The sequence below is a fragment of the Sphingopyxis fribergensis genome (assembly GCF_000803645.1).
Classification (GTDB): Bacteria; Pseudomonadota; Alphaproteobacteria; order Sphingomonadales; family Sphingomonadaceae; genus Sphingopyxis; species Sphingopyxis fribergensis.
Genome location: NZ_CP009122.1, coordinates 969,040 through 987,476 on the forward strand (window position 1 = coordinate 969,040; position 18,437 = coordinate 987,476).

General features: G+C 64.1%; 18 protein-coding genes. 10 read left to right on the plus strand and 8 right to left on the minus strand.

Annotation, left to right across the window (positions count from 1 at the left end; all coding sequences use genetic code 11):
• Positions 1-49 precede the first annotated feature (49 nt).
• From SKP52_RS04520 to SKP52_RS04535, 4 genes are all read left to right on the plus strand, one after another.
• Entirely contained in the window at positions 50-1,267 is a 1,218-nt protein-coding gene (locus tag SKP52_RS04520) for an argininosuccinate synthase (RefSeq protein ID WP_039572234.1), read from the plus strand.
• 86 nt (positions 1,268-1,353) lie between these two features.
• Positions 1,354-2,103 carry a hypothetical protein gene (locus SKP52_RS04525; protein ID WP_039572236.1) on the plus strand — a complete coding sequence of 250 codons (750 nt, stop codon included), beginning with the start codon at positions 1,354-1,356 and terminating at the stop codon, positions 2,101-2,103.
• 40 nt (positions 2,104-2,143) lie between these two features.
• Positions 2,144-3,154, plus strand: a complete 1,011-nt coding sequence (locus tag SKP52_RS04530; RefSeq protein ID WP_039572239.1) for a threonine aldolase family protein — start codon at positions 2,144-2,146, stop codon at positions 3,152-3,154.
• A 50-nt stretch (positions 3,155-3,204) separates the two neighbouring features.
• Positions 3,205-4,110 carry a DMT family transporter gene (locus tag SKP52_RS04535; RefSeq protein WP_081997521.1) on the plus strand — a complete coding sequence of 302 codons (906 nt, stop codon included), beginning with the start codon at positions 3,205-3,207 and terminating at the stop codon, positions 4,108-4,110.
• Here SKP52_RS04535 and murA read toward each other — a convergent pair.
• Entirely contained in the window at positions 4,107-5,390 is a 1,284-nt protein-coding gene (gene murA / locus SKP52_RS04540) for a UDP-N-acetylglucosamine 1-carboxyvinyltransferase (protein WP_039572242.1), read from the minus strand. The two genes, SKP52_RS04535 and murA, sit on opposite strands and share 4 nt — an antisense overlap.
• 352 nt (positions 5,391-5,742) lie before the next feature.
• Between murA and SKP52_RS24495 the strand changes: the two genes are divergently transcribed.
• Both SKP52_RS24495 and SKP52_RS04550 read left to right on the plus strand, forming a co-directional pair.
• Complete coding sequence (locus SKP52_RS24495) at positions 5,743-6,750, plus strand: DUF3011 domain-containing protein (protein ID WP_052207809.1); 1,008 nt, start codon at positions 5,743-5,745, stop codon at positions 6,748-6,750.
• Positions 6,751-6,810: 60 nt separating this feature from the next.
• On the plus strand, positions 6,811-7,731 hold the full coding sequence (locus SKP52_RS04550) for a DMT family transporter (protein ID WP_039572245.1): 921 nt from the start codon (positions 6,811-6,813) through the stop codon (positions 7,729-7,731).
• Here the strand turns inward: SKP52_RS04550 and SKP52_RS04555 are convergent.
• Both SKP52_RS04555 and SKP52_RS04560 read right to left on the minus strand, forming a co-directional pair.
• Positions 7,728-8,330 (minus strand): 2-hydroxychromene-2-carboxylate isomerase, encoded by a 603-nt coding sequence (locus tag SKP52_RS04555; protein WP_039572248.1) that lies wholly within the window; start codon positions 8,328-8,330, stop codon positions 7,728-7,730. The genes SKP52_RS04550 and SKP52_RS04555 overlap by 4 nt on opposite strands.
• On the minus strand, positions 8,324-9,049 hold the full coding sequence (locus SKP52_RS04560) for an SDR family oxidoreductase (RefSeq protein WP_039572250.1): 726 nt from the start codon (positions 9,047-9,049) through the stop codon (positions 8,324-8,326). Before SKP52_RS04560 ends, SKP52_RS04555 begins: the two co-directional genes overlap by 7 nt.
• 158 nt (positions 9,050-9,207) lie before the next feature.
• Between SKP52_RS04560 and SKP52_RS04565 the strand changes: the two genes are divergently transcribed.
• Positions 9,208-9,699 carry a winged helix-turn-helix transcriptional regulator gene (locus tag SKP52_RS04565; RefSeq protein ID WP_039572253.1) on the plus strand — a complete coding sequence of 164 codons (492 nt, stop codon included), beginning with the start codon at positions 9,208-9,210 and terminating at the stop codon, positions 9,697-9,699.
• Position 9,700: 1 nt separating this feature from the next.
• Here SKP52_RS04565 and clpS read toward each other — a convergent pair whose 3' ends face one another.
• The 3 genes from clpS to SKP52_RS04580 all read right to left on the minus strand — a co-directional run bounded on the left by clpS (position 9,701) and on the right by SKP52_RS04580 (position 13,007).
• Positions 9,701-10,054 (minus strand): ATP-dependent Clp protease adapter ClpS, encoded by a 354-nt coding sequence (gene clpS / locus SKP52_RS04570; protein ID WP_052208856.1) that lies wholly within the window; start codon positions 10,052-10,054, stop codon positions 9,701-9,703.
• A gap of 302 nt (positions 10,055-10,356) precedes the next feature.
• Positions 10,357-11,109, minus strand: coding sequence for a phasin family protein (locus tag SKP52_RS04575; protein WP_039572255.1), 753 nt, complete (start codon positions 11,107-11,109; stop codon positions 10,357-10,359).
• A 122-nt stretch (positions 11,110-11,231) separates the two neighbouring features.
• Positions 11,232-13,007 carry a PHA/PHB synthase family protein gene (locus SKP52_RS04580; RefSeq protein WP_052207811.1) on the minus strand — a complete coding sequence of 592 codons (1,776 nt, stop codon included), beginning with the start codon at positions 13,005-13,007 and terminating at the stop codon, positions 11,232-11,234.
• Positions 13,008-13,122: 115 nt separating this feature from the next.
• Between SKP52_RS04580 and SKP52_RS04585 the strand changes: the two genes are divergently transcribed.
• Positions 13,123-14,337: an LL-diaminopimelate aminotransferase gene (locus tag SKP52_RS04585; RefSeq protein ID WP_039572257.1), complete on the plus strand. Its 1,215-nt coding sequence runs from the start codon at positions 13,123-13,125 to the stop codon at positions 14,335-14,337.
• On the plus strand, positions 14,334-14,819 hold the full coding sequence (locus SKP52_RS04590) for a DUF2721 domain-containing protein (RefSeq protein ID WP_039572260.1): 486 nt from the start codon (positions 14,334-14,336) through the stop codon (positions 14,817-14,819). The genes SKP52_RS04585 and SKP52_RS04590 overlap by 4 nt, the downstream gene beginning before the upstream one ends.
• 15 nt (positions 14,820-14,834) lie before the next feature.
• Here SKP52_RS04590 and SKP52_RS04595 read toward each other — a convergent pair whose 3' ends face one another.
• A complete protein-coding gene (locus tag SKP52_RS04595; protein ID WP_039572263.1) occupies positions 14,835-16,412 on the minus strand; it encodes an amidase in 1,578 nt (525 codons plus the stop codon).
• Between the two features lie 111 nt (positions 16,413-16,523).
• On the opposite strand from SKP52_RS04595, the gene SKP52_RS04600 reads away from it, so the two are divergent.
• The gene (locus SKP52_RS04600) at positions 16,524-17,837 is read left to right on the plus strand and encodes a spinster family MFS transporter (RefSeq protein ID WP_052207816.1); all 1,314 of its coding nucleotides are present in this window, start codon (positions 16,524-16,526) and stop codon (positions 17,835-17,837) included.
• Here SKP52_RS04600 and SKP52_RS04605 read toward each other — a convergent pair.
• Positions 17,834-18,424: an NADPH-dependent FMN reductase gene (locus SKP52_RS04605; protein WP_039572265.1), complete on the minus strand. Its 591-nt coding sequence runs from the start codon at positions 18,422-18,424 to the stop codon at positions 17,834-17,836. The genes SKP52_RS04600 and SKP52_RS04605 overlap by 4 nt on opposite strands.
• Positions 18,425-18,437: the final 13 nt, after the last annotated feature.

An 18,437-nucleotide genomic window follows, 5' to 3' on the forward strand; every position in this document is an offset into this window, starting at 1 on the left:
GGCGGACTGCTAGCCGCGCCCGCGTCTTTCCCTCGCCAAAGGTGTCATCATGTCCGAGTCCTTCAAGCGCGTTGTCCTTGCCTATTCGGGTGGCCTCGATACCAGCGTGATCCTGAAGTGGCTGCAGGTCACCTATGGCTGCGAGGTCGTGACCTTTACCGCCGACCTAGGGCAGGGCGAAGAGATCGAGCCGGCGCGCGCCAAGGCCGAGCTGATGGGCGTGAAGCCCGAGCATATCTATATCGACGATGTGCGCGAAGAATTCGTCCGCGATTTCGTCTTCCCGATGATGCGCGCCAATGCCCGCTACGAGGGTGACTATCTGCTTGGCACCTCGATCGCGCGGCCGCTGATTTCAAAGCGCCTCATCGAGATCGCCAAGGAAGTCGGCGCCGACGCGGTCGCGCATGGCGCGACGGGCAAGGGCAATGATCAGGTGCGCTTCGAACTCAGCGCCTATGCGCTCAACCCCGACATCAAGGTGATCGCGCCCTGGCGCGAATGGGATTTGACCAGCCGCACCGCGCTGATCGACTTTGCCGAGAAGAACCAGATTCCGGTGCCCAAGGACAAGCGCGGCGAAAGCCCGTTTTCGACCGACGCCAACCTGCTGCACACCTCGTCGGAGGGTAAGGTGCTCGAAAATCCGTGGGATGAGACACCCGACTATGTCTATTCGCGTACGGTCAATCCGGAGGATGCGCCCGACACCCCCGAATATATCACCGTCGATTTCGAACGCGGCGACGGCATTGCGCTGAACGGCGAAGCGATGTCGCCCGCGACGCTGCTCGCAGCGCTCAACGACCTCGGCCGCAAGCACGGCATCGGCCGCCTCGACCTCGTCGAGAACCGCTTCGTCGGCATGAAGTCGCGCGGAATGTACGAGACGCCGGGCGGCGAAATCTATGCGCGTGCCCACCGCGGCATCGAAAGCATCACGCTCGACCGCGGCGCCGCGCACCTCAAGGACGAGCTGATGCCGAAATATGCCGAGCTCATCTACAACGGCTTCTGGTTCGCACCCGAGCGCGAGATGTTGCAGGCAGCGATCGACCACAGCCAGGAAAAGGTGTCGGGCACGGTTCGCCTGAAGCTTTACAAGGGCAACGCCAGCGTCGTCGGCCGCAAGTCGCCGAACAGCCTGTACAGCGAACGCCATGTGACCTTCGAGGACGACGCCGGCGCCTATGACCAGAAGGACGCGGCGGGCTTCATCAAGCTCAACGCGCTGCGCCTCAAATTGCTGGCCAAGCGCGACCGCTGACCCCCATTGTCGGAAAACAGGTGTCTTCGGCCGCCTGAACGCGCCAGTATTGCTCTTCCGCGATTAAGCCGGGAGAGGGTAGAGTCATGCGCCTGTTCGATTTTTCGTCGTGGCAAAGCATCGGCACCACGCTTCTGGGCCTGTGCCTCGTCACGCTGATCGGTGTCGGCATCCGGCTGATGGTGATGATGACGATCCAGCAGCGCCGCGAACGCATGAACCGTCAGATCAACGAGCGGCTGCGCACGCTGATTGCCGCCTACAAGACGCTCGGCGGCTCGTTCACGGGAAATCTGATGGTCGATCCGCGCCATTTGCGCGACATCAGGCGTCAGGCGAGCGAGACGCAAGCGGAGCCCGCGATTGATCTGTCGGACGAAGCGGCGGCGGAGGACAGCGAAAACGGCGAATCGGATCGCCCGCGCCGCATTCGCGACGCCGTCGAGGCCGCGCTCTCCGACATCATCCTGCTCGGCACCGAGCCGCAGGTGCGGCTTGCCAGCCGCGCGGCGCAGGAACTGGCAGGAGGGCGGCCGGTGCATGTCCACGATCTTGTCGTCGAGCTGCGCGATTTCATCCGCAAGGCGCTCGACCTCGATCCGGTTCCTGCCGATGTTATCATCCCTGCGCAGGGGCCGACGCGCCCGTCGGGTAGCAGTGGAAAGGGCGGTGGTCGCAGCAGCGAGGCGCGCGCTGGCGGAGGCGGCGGACGCGGCGGTGGCGGCGGTGGAATGGGCATGGCGGGCGGACTCGGCATTGCAGGCGGCGCAAGTCTCGCCCGCGGATCGGCGCCCGACGAGGCTGCAGACATATCGGTTGACCCGCAGCAAAAATGAAGGCTTAGCAGCGGCCCGCACCTGCGCTAAGGCGCGATCCATGACTGCGACCCGATTTTTCTCCGACAATGCCGCGACCGTCCATCCTGTGGTGATGGAGGCGCTGGCGGCCGCGAACCATGTCGATACGGCTTATGATGGCGACGCGCTCAGCCAGTCGCTCGACGCGGCCTTTTCCGACCTGTTCGAGACGACATGCGAGGTGGTCTGGATCCCCACCGGCACCGCGGCGAACAGCATCATCCTCGCGCATTTCGTGCGGCCTTGGCAGGGCATCCTCTGTTACGAAGAAGCGCATATCGAGGTCGACGAATGCGGCGCGCCGACTTTCTACTCGGGCGGAGCCAAGTTGATGCCGCTGCCCGGACGCGGCGCCAAGATCGATACCGAGGCGCTGAAAGCGCGCATCGCGGGCATTCGCCGCGACGTGCACCAGGTCCAGCCGGCGGCGGTCAGCATCACCAACGCGACCGAATATGGCCTCGCGTGGCGCGCCGACGAGGTCGGCGCGATCAGCGAGATCACCAAGGGTGCGGGCATGAAGCTCCACATGGACGGCGCCCGCTTTGCCAATGCAGTGGCTTTCCTCGGCTGCGCCCCCGCCGACGTCACCTGGCGCGCCGGGGTCGACGCGCTGTCGTTCGGCTTCACCAAGAACGGCGCGATGATGGCCGAGGCGATCGTGTTCTTTGGCGACAGCGGCGGAGCGGGCGTGCGCGAGCTCAAAAAGCGCGGCGGGCACCTGCTCAGCAAGGGGCGGTTCGTGGCTGCGCAGATTCGCGCGATGCTGAAGGACGATCTCTGGCTCGCCAATGCGCGCGCGGCCAACGCCGGAGCGGCGAAACTCGCGGCAGCCTGCGGCAACCGGCTGATGTATCCGGTCGAAGCCAATGAGCTGTTCGTGCGCCTGACCGCCGACGAGGCCGCCCAGCTGCGCGGTGCCGGGTTCGATTTCTACGACTGGGGCGAGGGCGCAGCGCGGCTTGTCGTCAGCTGGGATCAGGATGCGGAGGCGGTGGCTCCGCTGGCGGCCGCAATCGGCGCCCTGTGAGTAGCGAGCAGCCACTCACGCTGCTCAGCCCCCGCGTCCTTCTGCCCTTCATGCTGGTGACGTTGATCTGGGGTTCAACCTGGATCGTCATCACGGGGCAGCTTGGGGTCGTGCCGCCGAGCTGGTCGGTCACATATCGCTTTGCGGTCGCCGCGATCGCGATGTTCGCCTTTGCGATCATCCGGCGCGAGCGGTTGTGGCTCGAACCGAAGGCAATGCTGTTTGCGGCCGCGCTCGGCCTTGCGCAGTTCACCTTCAACTTCAATTTCGTCTACCGCGCCGAACAGCATATCACCTCTGGCCTGGTCGCGGTGCTGTTCGCGCTGCTGATCGTGCCGAACACGCTGCTCGGCCGCGCCTTCCTCAAGACTCCGCTAGAGGGTCGTTTCCTCGCGGGCGCAGGCATTGCGATTGTCGGCGTGGGCCTGATGATCCTCCATGAATATCGCGCCGCGGCGCTCGACGCGAGCGAGGTGTTGCTGGGCACCGCGCTGACGCTCGCGGGGGTAATGAGCGCCTCAACCGCCAACGTCATGCAGGGAACGCGCCATGCTCGGGCGCAGCCGATGGTGGTGATGATCGCGTGGGCGATGCTCTTTGGCGCGCTCGCCGACGGGAGCTATGCGTGGATCACCACCGGCCCGCCGGTGATCGAGACGACCGCGACCTATATCGGCGGTGTCCTCTATCTCGGCGTGATTGCCAGCGCCGTGACCTTCCCGCTCTATTTCACCATTATCCGGGCGGTCGGGCCGGGGCAGGCGGCATGGTCGAGCGTGCTGATCCCGATTATCGCGATGGGCTTTTCGACGGCGTTCGAGAACTACCGCTGGGCGATGCTGTCTATCGCCGGCGGGATCGTCGCGCTGATCGGGCTGGTCATCGCTGTCGCGAAGCGGCCCGAACGGCCATCGGTAAGCGGTAATATGGTATCGGTGCCGGTCGAGGCGGACTAACCCGCGCTGATTCGCTCGATATCCGCGCCGACCGCCTGCAATTTTTCTTCGAGCCGCTCGTAACCGCGGTCGAGGTGATAGACGCGGTTGACCTCGGTCGTGCCTTGCGCGGCGAGGCCGGCGATGATCAGGCTCATCGAGGCGCGCAGGTCGGTGGCCATCACCGGCGCGCCGACCAGGTGGTCGACCCCGCGCACCACGGCGCTGCGGCCGCGCACGTCGATGTCGCAGCCCATGCGCGCCAGCTCGGGAACGTGCATATAGCGGTTCTCGAAGATCGTTTCGGTGAACAGGCTCGCGCCCTTGCCGAGCGTCGCCATCGCCATGAATTGTGCCTGCATGTCGGTGGCAAAGCCCGGATAGGGCGCGGTCGACAGCGTGACGGGTTCGGCGCGGCCCGACATCGCGACGCGGATACCGCCCTTGGTTTCCTCGACCGTCGCGCCGGCCTGGCGCAGCGCCGAAAGCGTCGCGTCCATCTCGTCGGCTTTCGCCCCGACCAGTTCGACGTCGCCTTCGGTGATGACGGCGGCGCAGGCGTAGCTGCCCGCCTCGATGCGATCGGCCATCACGCGATAAGTCGCGCCGTGCAGGCGGTCGACGCCCTCGATGGTCAGCGTTTCGGTTCCGATGCCGTCGATATGCGCGCCCATCGCGACGAGGCAGTTGCACAGGTCGACGATTTCGGGCTCGCGCGCCGCATTTTCGAGAACGCAGGTGCCCTTGGAGAGCGAGGCGGCCATCAGTGCATTTTCGGTGGCGCCGACCGACACGACGGGGAATGTGAACTTGCCGCCCGCAAGGCGCCCGCCGGGCGCGACGGCTTTGACATAGCCCGAGGTCAATTCGATCTGGGCGCCGAACGCTTCGAGCGCTTTCAGGTGGAGGTCGATCGGACGGTTGCCGATTGCGCAGCCGCCGGGAAGCGACACCGTCGCCTCGCCCGCACGCGCGAGCAGCGGGCCGAGCACGAGGATCGACGCGCGCATCTTGCGCACGATGTCATAGGGCGCGACGGTCGAGGTCAGCGTTGTGGTTCGCGCGGTCATCACGCGGCCGAAATCCTCCGGCCGCGAACCCTCGATTGTCGTCGAACAGCCGAGCTGGTTGAGCAGGTGCCCAAAACCATCGACGTCGGCGAGCCGCGGCAGGTTGCGCAGCGTCAGCGGCTCGTCGGTGAGGAGGGCGCATGGCAGCAGGGTGAGCGCCGCATTCTTGGCGCCGCTGATGGGAATCCGGCCCTTGAGTCGCTGGCCGCCGCGAATGACGATTTGATCCATCGGCTGTCTTTAACGCATGCGTGGGACCGCGCAAGCGGACTAGATCGCTTGGGCAAATTCGGATGACTGAAAGCGACCGATTGCGGAAATAATATCCTCCCCATGGCTTCGCCACAGGGAGGATCAACGGCCGCTCACCACCCCATAACGGCTTGTCCGCGCGGCTTGGCAATACCGATGACGACGGCCGATACCCAACGGCTCGCCCGGGGCAGGCATGGTTAAGTTGTCGCCGAGAATAGGCGGCTTTCTTCATGGCTTTCCCTGTGAAAATATGAAACTATTCGCGTCGATATTGGGGCCGGACAAGGACAGCATAAACGGAAGCGACTTTTCACAGGGGAGTAAGGTCATGCGGAATAATGTCGTCACGATCGTCACCACGGCCGCGCTGATCGCCAGCCAACTTGCCGTCCCGGCCATGCCCCAAGCGACCACCTTGCCCTATCCGCCGCCCGGCGGCCCGCAGATCCAGCCGCCGCGTCCCGGCTATGGCAATGGCTATGCGGGAACGATCCGCTGCGAATCGCGAAACAACAAGATGAAACGCTGCGACGTCCGCACCGCCAACCGCGTTGACCTGCAACGCGTGATCGGGGGGCGCTGTTCGAAGGGGCGCGACTGGGGCTTTACTGCCACCCAGATATGGGTCTCGGGTGGCTGCCGCGCCGAGTTCGCTTACGGCTATGGCAATGGCGGCGGCTATCCGACGCCGCTGCCGCAGCCGGTCAATGATTTCGCGGGCACCATGAACTGCGAATCGTGGAGCAATAAATATCAGCAATGCAATGTCCGGACGAACGATCGCGTCGAACTGACGCGCAAGATCGCGGGGAAGTGCAACGCCGGACGCCAATGGGGTTACACCAGCGATTATATCTGGGTCGACAAGGGCTGCCGCGCCGAATTCGGCTATGGCTATCGCAACACGCGGCCGCCGGAAAAGGACAAGGACAAGGGACCGAGCACCGGCCTGATCATCGGCGGGATCGTTGTCGCGGGCGGGCTGATTGCGCTGCTGGCGAGCCAGAAAAAGAAAAAGGCGGATGTCGCCGCCACCACGGAAGAAAGCGCCACGACGCACCCCGCGCGCGGCCCGGCGACGCTCAGCGCCAACCTGTCGGCCCTGCCGAGCGCTTCGCGCCCGTCGGTGCAGAATTGCATGAACGACGCCGCGCGACAGATCGGCGTGACCGGCGGAACGCGGCTGTCCTATGACAAGCTGGTGTCGCTCGAACAGGGCAATGGCGGCTGGCGCATCCGCGCGACGATGACCGCGACCTATCCCGACGGCGCCAAGCAAATCGAAATGTACTGCCGCGCGACGCCGAGCGACATCATCCAGCTCGACTTCACCTAGACAGGAGGGGAGCGTCCGCTATCCGGGTGACGATATTCGGGGGGAGGCGGGACGCGCGTGATGATGAGGGAAGGCGGCCCGGCCGCGGCGATCTGGTCGCGGGCCTATCCGCTGCTGACGGTGACGGCGCTGTTCTGGGCGGGCAATTCGATCGTCGGGCGCGCCGCGCGCGATCTGGTGCCGCCCGCCGCCTTGTCCTTCTGGCGTTGGACCTTCGCGCTTGCGTTGCTGCTGCCGCTCGCATGGCCCCATCTAAAGCGCGACTGGCCGGTGCTGCGCGCGAACTGGGCCATCGTTGCGTTGCTCGGCGCCTTGGCGATCGGGTCGTTCAACATCCTGCTCTACACCGGGCTGCAGAGCACCACCGCGCTCAATTCCATGCTGATCCAGTCGGCGCTGCCGGCGCTGGTCCTCGTCGTCGGCGCGTTGGTGATGGGCGACCGCACCAGCCCGCGCCAGATCGCCGGCGTGCTGATCTCGCTCGTCGGCGTGCTGGCGATTATCGCGCGGGGCGATCCGGCGATGTTGTGGGGGTTGCAGCTCAATATCGGCGACGCGATCATCGGCGGTGCGGTGCTGCTCTGGGCGCTCTATTCGGTGCTGCTCCGCCGTCGGCCTGCCGTGCATCCATTGAGCTTCCTGGCGGCGTCGATGGTCGTCGGAATCGCGGTGATCGCGCCCTTCTACGGGCACGAACTCTGGTCGGGACGGCTGATCGTTCCGGCGACGGGCAGCGCGCTCGCCATTGCCTATGTGTCGATCTTCCCGTCCTTCCTCGCCTATCTCTTCTTTAATCGCGGGGTCGAACTGATCGGCTCGGCGGCGACCGGGCAATATATGAATGTGATGCCGCTGATGGGCGCGGGGCTCGCAATGCTGTTCCTCGGCGAGCAACTTCACCTGTTCCACATCGCCGGGCTGGCGCTGATCGTCATCGGGATATTGGTCGCGGGCCGCCCGGAACCCGCGGCGCAGGCCTAGGCGAGCGCCTCTTCGACCTGCGCAAGGCGATCCTTGCCGAAGAACATGTTCTTGCCGACGAAAAAGGTCGGGATGCCGAACACGCCGCGCGCGACGGCGGCTTCGGTGTTTTGGGCGAGCTTCGCCTTGATCTCGGGCTCCTGCGTGCGCGCGAGGAACGCCGGGCCGTCGAAGCCGTTCGCCGAGAGAAAGCTCGCGACGACTTCGGGATCGTCCATCTTCAGGCCATCCTCCCACATCGCGCGGTTCACGGCGTCGACATAATCGTCGAGATTGCCTTCCTCGTCCGCGACGATCGCGCCGCGCATGATCGTCAGCGTATTCACCGGGAAATGCGGGTTGAGGCGAAATTTGGTCAGGCCATGTCTGTCGATAAAGCGGCGCATCTCGAGGTTCTCATAAGCGAGCTTTGCGGGGGCGTCGGCATATTGAATCATCGGCGCCTTGTTGCCCGTCGCCTTGAAGATGCCGCCGAGCAGACACGGCGTGATGACCAGATCGGCGCCCGTGCGGTCGAGCAGTTCGGGCAGCACTTTCATGCATAGATAGGCGTTGGGGCTGCCGAAGTCGAAAATCAGCTCGAGCGTCTTGGTCACCATTTTTCTCCCCAGGGACGGAGGTCGAGTTCGTGCGTCCAGGCGCTTTTGGGTTGCTTGTGCAGCATCACATAGTTGGCGGCGATGGCGTCGGGGTTGAGGATCAAATCCTGCGCCTTGGCATTGTCGAAGTCGGGGTGGCGGCCCTTGATGAATTCGGTGTCGATCGCGCCGTCGATGATCGTGTGCGCGACATGGATACCCTGCGGGCCCAGTTCGCGCGCCATCGACTGCGCGAGCATGCGGAGCGCGCCCTTCGCGCCCGAAAAGGCGGAAAAGCCCGAACCGCCGCGCAGGCTTGCCGTCGCGCCGGTGAAGATGATCGTGCCGCGGCCACGCGGGATCATGCGCTTGGCGGCTTCGCGTCCCATCAGGAAGCCGCCGAGGCAGGCCATTTCCCAGACCTTGGTGTAAACGCGCACCGTCGTTTCGGAAATCGGGAAATTGACGTTCGCGCCGATGTTGAACACCGCGACCTCGACCGGGCCGACTTCGGATTCGACCCGATCGAACAGCGCAATCATTTCGTCTTCTTCGCGCGCGTCGCCGGGAAAGGCGCGCGCTTGGTGCCCCGCGTCGCGGATCGATTGCGCCAAGGCTTCGAGCTGATCGGCGTTCCGTTCGCGGCGATTGACGCAGGCGGTGAGGCCTTCGGCGGCGAAGGCGCGCGCTATGGCGCCGCCCGTGGCGTCGCCGGCTCCGATGATGACGGCTGCGGACATGCGACTCTCCTCTTGCGCCCGATATCAACTATGATAATCATAGTGACAAGCGATTTTTTCTCGTCATTCCCGCGAAAGCGGGAACCCAGTTTGGACAACCGAGGGTGGAACTGAATCCCCGCTTTCGCGGGAATGACGAAGTGGAGTATGGGGCGATTATGCCCAGGCGCGCGGATCTATCGGACACATTTTGCCCTGTCGGCCGATCCGCCGAATTGCTCGGCGATCGCGCGGTGCTCCTCATCCTGCGCGACCTGTTCTTCGGACGGCGGCGGTTCGAGGCGATAGCAGCGAACACCGGGCTCGGGCCGCAGCTCGTGTCGGCGCGGCTCAAATTGCTTGAGGGCGAGGGCGTGGTCGAGCGCCACGCCTATCAGGTGCGGCCGCTGCGCCACGAATATCGGCTGACCGCGAAGGGCAAGGATTTGTTCAGCGTGCTCTATGCAATGCGCGGCTGGGCTGAGCGTTGGGCGTACAAAAATGGCGAGACCGGGGGCGGGCCGGCGATGCGTTATATCCACCGCGCGTGCGGGACCGATGTCGGCACGGCGACCGTCTGTCCGGGCTGCGGCACAGAGCTGGGGTATGGCGATCTGAAGGGCGAACCGTCGCCCGCGCTTCAGGCCGAACAGGCCACGCGAAGGGGCTAGGTCAGGCCTTTTCCAGCGTACATTGCAGCGGGTGCTGGTTCTGCCGCGCGGCGTCCATCACCTGGTTCACCTTGGTCTCGGCAACTTCATAGCTGAACACGCCGCATACGCCGACGCCCTGCTGGTGGACGTGCAGCATCACCTGCGTCGCCTGTTCGATATCCATGTTGAAAAAACGCTGCAGCACCATGACGACGAATTCCATCGGCGTGTAATCGTCGTTGAGCAGCAGCACCTTGTACATCGATGGCTTTTTGGCCTTGGCGCGCGTGCGCGTCGCAATGCCGACGCCGGGGGTGCCGGGCGAGCCTTCGTCCTTGTCCGCCATCGCGCGGACATTGATTGAGCCCGCCATCGCGCGGACATTCTTCGAGTCCGCCATCGCGCGGACATTGTTTGAGTCCGCCATCGCGCGGGGCGGCTGGTTGGGTTCAGCGGGAAACATCATGGGCAGGAATATCGCAAGCCGCGGGCGAAGCGCAAGAGGCGCGGTCGCGGATTTTAACCTCTTGTTCGCCAGCCGCCGAGGCCGGGCCGGGAGCGTGCCCCAAAACAAGAACCGCCCGCTTCCTGAGGAAGCGAGCGGTCTTGGGGTGTCGGCGCAGACGGGAGGGGAGGGAGAGGGTGCCCGCGCCAACGATGGAAGATGGAAGCGCCTTAGGCGGCCTTCATCTTCGAAGTGATGACCGAAACGCGGTTCGAGATCGGCGCGAAGCTGTCGTTCGTCAGCTTGACGACGAGCTCGCTGGTCTTCGAAGTCTGCGCAACGGCGGCGTCGAACGCCTTCTTGCTGTTTTCGGCGTAGAGCTTGAAGAAGTCGGCCGGGGTCTTGACGGCGGTGTAGCCCTTCAGCGCGGCGGTCGTGTCTTCAAAGCTCTTGCGAGCATAGGTCACGCCTTCCTGGCCGAGCGTTTCGATGCCCTTGGCGGCGATCTTGCCGGCTTCGACCATCGCTTCGACGTTCGCCTTGTTGAATTCGACGGCTTCTTCGGCAAGCTTGCTGGTCTTGCTCATCGCTTCCTTCGCCTTCGCGTTGAAATCGGCGGTCAGGGCTTCGGTGCGGGTCTTCGCTTCGTCGGCGAACTTCTTGACGGTGTCGTTCATGGTCTTGAATCCTTTGGTGGCGGCGGCGACCGGCTTCGGTGCGGCCTTGGGGGGCTTGGATGCAATTTTCACGGTCGCCTTCTTGGGAGCGACCTTCTTGGCAGCCGCCTTGGGGGCAGCAACCTTCTTCGCGGTCGGCGTGGCTTTTGCCTTCACCGTCTTGATCGTTGCGGGGGCCGGGGCGGCCTTCTCTGCGGCGGGAGCAGCAGCGGGGGCCGGAGCGGCCGGAGTCGCCACCGGCTTCGGCGCGGTTTCCAGCGTTGCGGCTTCGAAAGCCTTTTCAGCACTATCCATCTTGGTAGCCATGGTGGTACTCCTCTATGTTGCAGTGCACAATATAGGAGCGGCGCGGCGATTTCAAGCAATTTTTTGTGCACTGCACAAAAATCTTCTCGCTGCAGTCCGGCTGTGAGGATATTCGTTAGATATTACCGCTGTTTGACATAGCGACCCGGAGCGTTCTCGATCGCCTTTTTTGCGCCCTTTCCAGGGATTCGGGCGCCTTTGGCCGCGGTTTTTGCGTTGTCTTGTTCGGAAATCCAGTCGATCCAGCGCGGCCACCAACTGCCCTTGGTCTCGCTTGCGCCCGCAATAAATTCGTCGAGCGTCGCGGCCTTGCTGTCGCCGGTCCAATATTGATATTTGCCTGCCGCGGGCGGGTTCACCACCCCCGCAATATGCCCGGAGCCGGCGAGCAGAAAGGTCTTTGGCCCCGATAGATGATCCATCAACCGCCATACGCTGGCGAGCGGCGCGATATGATCCTCGCGTCCCGCCTGGATGAAGGCGGGGGTCTCGATCTTCTTGAGGTCGATCGGCGTGCCCATCACGGACAGGCTGTTCGGGATCACCATGCGGTTGTCGCGATACAGGTCGACCAGATATTGCCGGTGCCATTTCGCGGGCAGATTGGTCGTGTCGCCATTCCAGTAGAGCAGGTCGAAGGGCGGGTAGTCGTTGCCGAGCAGGTAATTGCTGACGACATAATTCCAGATCAGGTCGCGCCCGCGCAAGCTGTTGAAGGTCGCCGCCATATAGCGCCCGTCGAGGAAGCCCGGCGCCGACAGCTGCTGGAGCAGTGCCAGATAGCTGTCGTCGACGAACATCTTGAGGTCGCCGGCATGTTCGAAATCGACCTGCGCGGTGAAGAAGGTCACCGATTTGACCTTGTCGGCCTCGCCGCGCGCCGACAGCATCGCGAGCGTCGCCGCGAGCGTCGTACCCGCAACGCAATAGCCGATCGTGTGGACGTGCGGTACGTCCAGAAGCTCGCGGACCGTGTCGATCGCATCGACCTGTGCCGCGATATAATCGTCCCAAACCACTTCGCTCATCGATACGTCGGCCGATTTCCACGACACCATGAACACGCTGAGACCCTGTTCGACCGCCCATGCGACGAAGCTTTTCGCGGGGTTGAGGTCGAGGATGTAAAAGCGGTTGATCCACGGCGGGAAGATGATCAGCGGGACGGTGAAGACGTCCTTCGTCGTCGGTGCGTAGTGGATCAGCTGGTACAGGTCGGTCTCGTGGATCACCTTGCCCGGCGTCGTCGCGATGTTGACCCCGACCTCGAACGCGTCGGGATCGACGTGACTGAGCTGCCCGCGCGACAGGTCGGTGAGCATGTGCTTCAGACCCTTGAGCAGGCTTTCGCCGCGGGTTTCGACGGCGCGCTTGATCACTTCGGGATTGGTGAGCGCGAGGTTGGTCGGCGCCATCGCGTCCGCCATTGCTTTCGCAGCAAATTCCATCTTCGCGCGCGCGGCGGGGTCGGGACCGTCGAGCTGGCGCGTCGTCGCGAGCATCTGTTCGGCGAGCAGGCCATAGGTCTGGCGGATCATCGCGAACACCGGATTGGCGTCCCAGTCGGGGTCGGCGAAGCGGCGGTCCTTTGCCGCCGTCTCGGGAACCGGCGGCGCCATCGGGTTCAAGGTCGCAAGCGATGTCCAGAAGGCGACCCCCTGGTCCCACATCTTCGTCGATTGCTCGGTCCACAGCTTCGTCGCGGGATTGTCGATCCATTTTGCGGGGTCGAACAGCGCGGCCGCGCTGGCGTTGCCTTCGTTCGCCTGACCCAGCGCATATTCGAGCATCATCTGCTGCGCGCGGCCGATCACGCTCGCCCAATGCTGCATGTCTTCGGCGGATGGCAGGAAGGGATTGGGCGTCTCTGTCGTGTCGTTCTGGCCCGTATCGCTCATATTTGTTCCTGCTGGTCAGTGCGGATATAATGCCTATAACAAGCCGCGATGCGGCTGGCGAGGCTGCCGCTCGCGTCAATCAACAAGATACGCAAAGGAGTTGTTCTAGTTTCCCATGTCCGAAGATGAATTCTATCGCATCAAGCGCCTGCCGCCCTACGTCATCGCCGAAGTGAATGCGATGCGTGCGGCCGCCCGCGCCGCGGGAGAAGACATCATCGACCTGGGGATGGGCAACCCCGACCTGCCGCCGCCCGCGCATGTGATAGAAAAACTCTGCGAAGTCGCGATGAAGCCGGACGCACACGGTTATTCCCAGTCAAAGGGCATTCCCGGTCTCCGCAAGGCGCAGGCCAATTATTACGCCCGCCGCTTCAACGTCGAACTCGACCCCGAAAGCGAAGTCGTCGTGACGATGGGGTCAAAGGAAGGCCTAGCGAGCCTAGCGACCGCGATTACCGGCCCCGGCGACGTCGTGCTCGCCCCGAACCCGAGCTATCCGATCCACACATTCGGCTTCATCATCGCCGGCGCGACGATCCGCAGCGTGCCGACGACGCCGGACGAGAATTATTGGCGCGCGCTCGACCGCGCGATGGCGTTCACCGTGCCGCGCCCGTCGATCCTCGTCGTCAACTATCCGTCGAACCCGACCGCCGAGGCTGTCGACCTCGCTTTCTACGAGCGACTCGTCGCATGGGCGAAGGAGAACAAGGTCTGGGTCCTTTCGGATCTCGCCTATTCGGAGCTCTATTACGACGGCAATCCGACGCCTTCGATTCTGCAGGTGCCGGGCGCAAAGGATGTCGCGATCGAATTTACCTCGATGTCGAAAACCTATTCGATGGCGGGCTGGCGCATGGGCTTTGCGGTCGGCAACAAGCGCCTGATCGCGGCGATGACGCGCGTCAAATCCTATCTCGACTATGGCGCCTTCACCCCGATCCAGGCCGCGGCCTGCGCGGCGCTTAATGGCCCGCAGGATATCGTCCAGAAGAACCGCGACCTGTATCAGAAGCGCCGCGACGTGATGGTCGAAAGCTTTGCCCGCGCGGGCTGGGATATCCCGAGCCCCAAGGCGTCGATGTTCGCCTGGGCGCCGCTGCCCCCCGCGCTCAAGGAAATGGGCAGCCTCGAATTTTCGAAGCAATTGCTTACCCATGCGAAGGTCGCGGTCGCGCCGGGCGTCGGTTATGGCGAGGACGGCGAAGGCTATGTCCGCATCGCGATGGTCGAAAATGAACAGCGCATCCGGCAGGCCGCACGAAACATCCGCAAATTCCTCGCGATGCATGGCGTGAACACGCCCTCGGTTGCCGCCGAGGGATGATGGACCTCGACGCCGGCGCGATTGCGCAGACGATCCAGCTGTCGGTCACGCCGGTGTTCCTGCTGGTCGCGACCGGCAGCCTGCTCAACGTCATCGCGGGGCGGCTGGCGCGCGTCGTCGACCGGTCGCGCAATCTGATGGAACGCTGGGCCGAGACCGAGGGCCTCGAACATGAGCGCATCGTCGCCGAACTGCGCATCGCCGACCGCCGCATGGGGATCATCAACAATTCGATTCTCTCCGCTGTGGCGTGCGGGATCGTCGTCTGCCTGCTCGTCGCACTGCTGTTTACGCAGGCCTTTACCGGCATCAACCTCGGTGTCGCAGCGTCCTGGGCCTTTGCCGTCGCAATGCTGCTGCTGCTGATCTCGCTGATCCTGTTCCTCGTCGAGGTCCGGCTCGCGGTGCGCGCGATCCATGTCCCGATGGAGTTGCTCGAGCTTGAAGACATGGGTTGGAAACAGCGTCGCGATCGGCGCTGATAGGAGTGACGACGGCTAGGGCGTCGTGTCGGCCCGATAGGTTGGCGCCAAGCGCTTCTTGCTTGCCTGCTCATAGGCATAGCCCGCAGCCAATATATCGGCATCGCTCCACTTGGCCCCAATGAACGAGAGGCCGATCGGCAGGCCTTCGACCGCGCCCATAGGCACGGTCAGGTGTGGATAGCCGGCGACCGCCGGCATTTGGCTGGTGCCGGGACTTTTGTAGCTGTCGCCCTTCGCCAGATCGCTGACCCAGGCCGGGCCGTTGGTAACCCCGACGAGCAGGTCGACGTCATGCGTTTTCAGCAACCGGTCGATGCCATCGGGCCCCGCAAGCCGCGCAGCCTTTTCGCGCGCCGCTAGATAGGCGGGGCTGTCGAGGCCGCCCTTGCTCTCCGCGAGTTCAAATATGTCTTGGCCGAACCACTTCATTTCCTCGGCGTTCGCCTTGTTGAACGCGATGATGTCAGCGAGCGACTTGGGTCCATTCGCGTTCGGCAGACTGCCCAAATAGGTCGCCATGTCGGCCTTTAGTTCGGTCAGCAGGATTTCGAATTCGGCGGCGCCGAGCCCGTCGGTGCCTTTGCGGCTGTCGTCGATCTCGACCAGCGTCGCGCCGAGCCCTTCCATCTGCTTCAGCGCCGCGTCGAACAGCGCGACGATATCGGTGCGGTCGCCGATGCGGTCGCGCAGCACGCCGATGCGCTTACCCTTCAGCGCGCCCGGTGACAGCGCGGCGACATAATCGGCCTTGCGCGCATCGGCTTCGGCGGTTGCAGGGTCGGCGGGGTCGCTTCCCGCGATCACGCTCATCACCGCCGCAGCATCGCGCACCGTCAGCGTCATCGGCCCCGCCGTGTCCTGGCTGTGGCTGATCGGCACGATATGCGTGCGGCTGACCAGTCCGACGCTGGGTTTGAAGCCGACGATGCCGTTGATCCCGGCGGGGCAGGTGATCGATCCGTCGGTTTCGGTGCCGATCGCCAGCGGCGCAAGGCTCGCGGCGACAGCGGCGCCGCTGCCCGATGACGATCCGCACGTATTGCGGTCGAGCGCATGCGGATTTTTGGTGAGCCCGCCAATCGCGCTCCACCCGCTCGTCGAATTGCCTGCGCGGATGTTCGCCCATTCGCTGAGGTTCGTCTTGCCGAGGATGATCGCGCCCGCATCGCGCAGCCGCGCGACGATCGGCGCATCGCGGTTCGTGGCATTGTCCTTCAGCGCCAGCGAACCCGCAGTCGTCGGCAGGCCGGCGACCTCGATATTGTCTTTGATCAATATGGGGATGCCATGGAGCGGCCCGCGCGCTTTGCCCGCCATGCGCGCGTCATAGAGCCGCTTCCCCTCTGCGCTGAGCTCGGTTTGCGACGGCGTCGCGATGACGGCATCGAGCTTTGGTCCATAATCGTCGATCCGTCCGATCCGGTCGAGATAAACGAGCGGCGTCAGCCCTTCGTAAATCTGTCCGCTCTCCATTTCGGCGCGCAGTGTCGCGGCGTCCTTACCCTCGACCTCCGGAAGCGGCGGCGGCATTGCTGCGGCGGGGGCGATGACGAGCAGGGCGGCGGCGCTGAGCAGCGAAATTTTTTGCATGGGCTGCACGCTGGCAGCCGTAGCGGCAATTGCAAGCGGACAATTTCGGTTCGGCCCAACGGCGTTGACATCACTCCCCCCGGTCTGCTCCCTTGACAGAGGGAGATCAAAATGACCGATAAAGCTGCCTCGTCGCAGGGCATCGCCTCACCGGCCACCGGCGTTTCCGCGCAGACGCGGACGATGCTGTGGATCCTTCTGATCGTCTATATCTTCAACTTCCTCGACCGGCAGATCGTCAATATCCTCGCCGAACCGATCAAGGCCGATCTCGGCTTGTCTGACACGCAGCTCGGGTTGCTTGCGGGTCCGGCGTTCGCGGTCTTTTACGCGCTGCTCGGCATCCCGATCGCGCGCTACGCCGACAAGGATGGGACGAACCGGGTGCGGCTGATCGCGCTCGCGCTCGCGATCTGGTCGGCGATGACCGCGGTGTGCGGGCTGGCGCAGAATTTCGTGCAATTGCTGTTCGCGCGTATCGGTGTCGGTGTGGGCGAGGCGGGGTGTACGCCCGCCGCGCACTCGCTGATTTCGGATAGTGTCGCCCCCGAAAAACGGTCTTCCGCTATCGCCTTCTACGGCCTTGGCGTGCCGATCGGATCGCTGCTCGGGCTGATCATCGGCGGCATCGTCAACGATCTTTACGGGTGGCGTATCGCGCTGATGATGGTCGGCGCGCCGGGCCTGCTGCTCGCGCTCGTGGTGCTGTTCGTGATGCGCGAGCCGCGGCACAGCCGCACCGCCGAAGCCGCGGCGACCGCCGCCGCGGTGACCCGGCTTTCGACCGGCGAGGCGATGCGCGAAATCTTCGCCTCGCGTGCGTTCATCTATATCTTGATCGCGTCGTCGGTCGTCGCCTTCCTCGGTTATGGCAAGGCGCTGTGGACGATCAGCTTCTTCATCCGCAGCCACGGGCTGTCGACAACCGAGGCAGGGCTGTCGATGGCGGTCGTGCTCGGGCTGGCCGGCGTGTTCGGCACCTGGCTCGGCGGCAAGATGGCGGACAAGTTCGGCGCGCGCGACAAACGCCACATTCTGACGTTCCCCGCCTATGGTATGGCGCTCGCCGCGCCCATCCTGTTCCTCGGCTATTTCATGGAGGATTGGCGCATTGCCGTCGCGCTGCTGATCATCCCGACGATCCTCAACTCGGCCTATTACGGGCCGGCTTATGGCTGCGTACAGGGGCTGGTGCGTCCGCAGGCGCGCGCCGTCGCGGCGTCGGTCATGCTGTTCGGGCAGAATTTGATCGGGTTGGGTTTCGGGCCGTTCCTGTTCGGCGTGCTGTCCGACGCACTGCAGCCGCTCGCGGGGCAGGAAAGCGTGCGCTGGGTGCTCTATGGCGCGGCGTGGCTCGGCCTGATCCCCGCCTTCTTCTTCTGGCGCGCCAGCCTGAGGCTCAAGGCCGAGCTGAAATCGGGTTAATAAGGTGGATCGATCTTTGCCCGCTGCGCCTTGGCGGCGTCGATCCACCAATTGAGGTCGTCGGCAAAGCGCGGGAAGAGCCGTTCGAGTTGCTTGCCTTCGTCGCCGGCGGGTTTGCCGTCTTCGTCGAAGGCCTTGGCAATGCGCGCGACGGGCAGGATCGACGAGATCACCGCCATCCCCATCTCGCCCAAAATGTCGCGCCATCCCATCATCGCGCGCACCCCAGCGAAGGAGCCAGCGGAATAACAGGCGATCGCTGCGGGCCGCCAGAACCATTCCTCGAGATAATGGTCGGTCAGGTTCTTGAGCCCCGGTTGCGGCCCCCAATTATATTCGCCGGTGACGAACAAGAAGCCGTCGGCGGCGCGGATCTTGCCCGCGAGCTCCTCCATCGCGGCCGGCGCCTCGCCCTTCGGATATTCCTTGTACATGCGGTCGAGCATGGGGAGGTCCACCGCCTTGGCGTCGATCAGTTCTGCGCTGTCACCGCGCGCGCCGATCGCGTCGACCAGCCACTGCGCGAGCTTGATGCCATGCCGGTCGCGGCGATAGCTGCCATAGAAGATTAGGATGTGACGGGCCATGCCGCAACGTGGC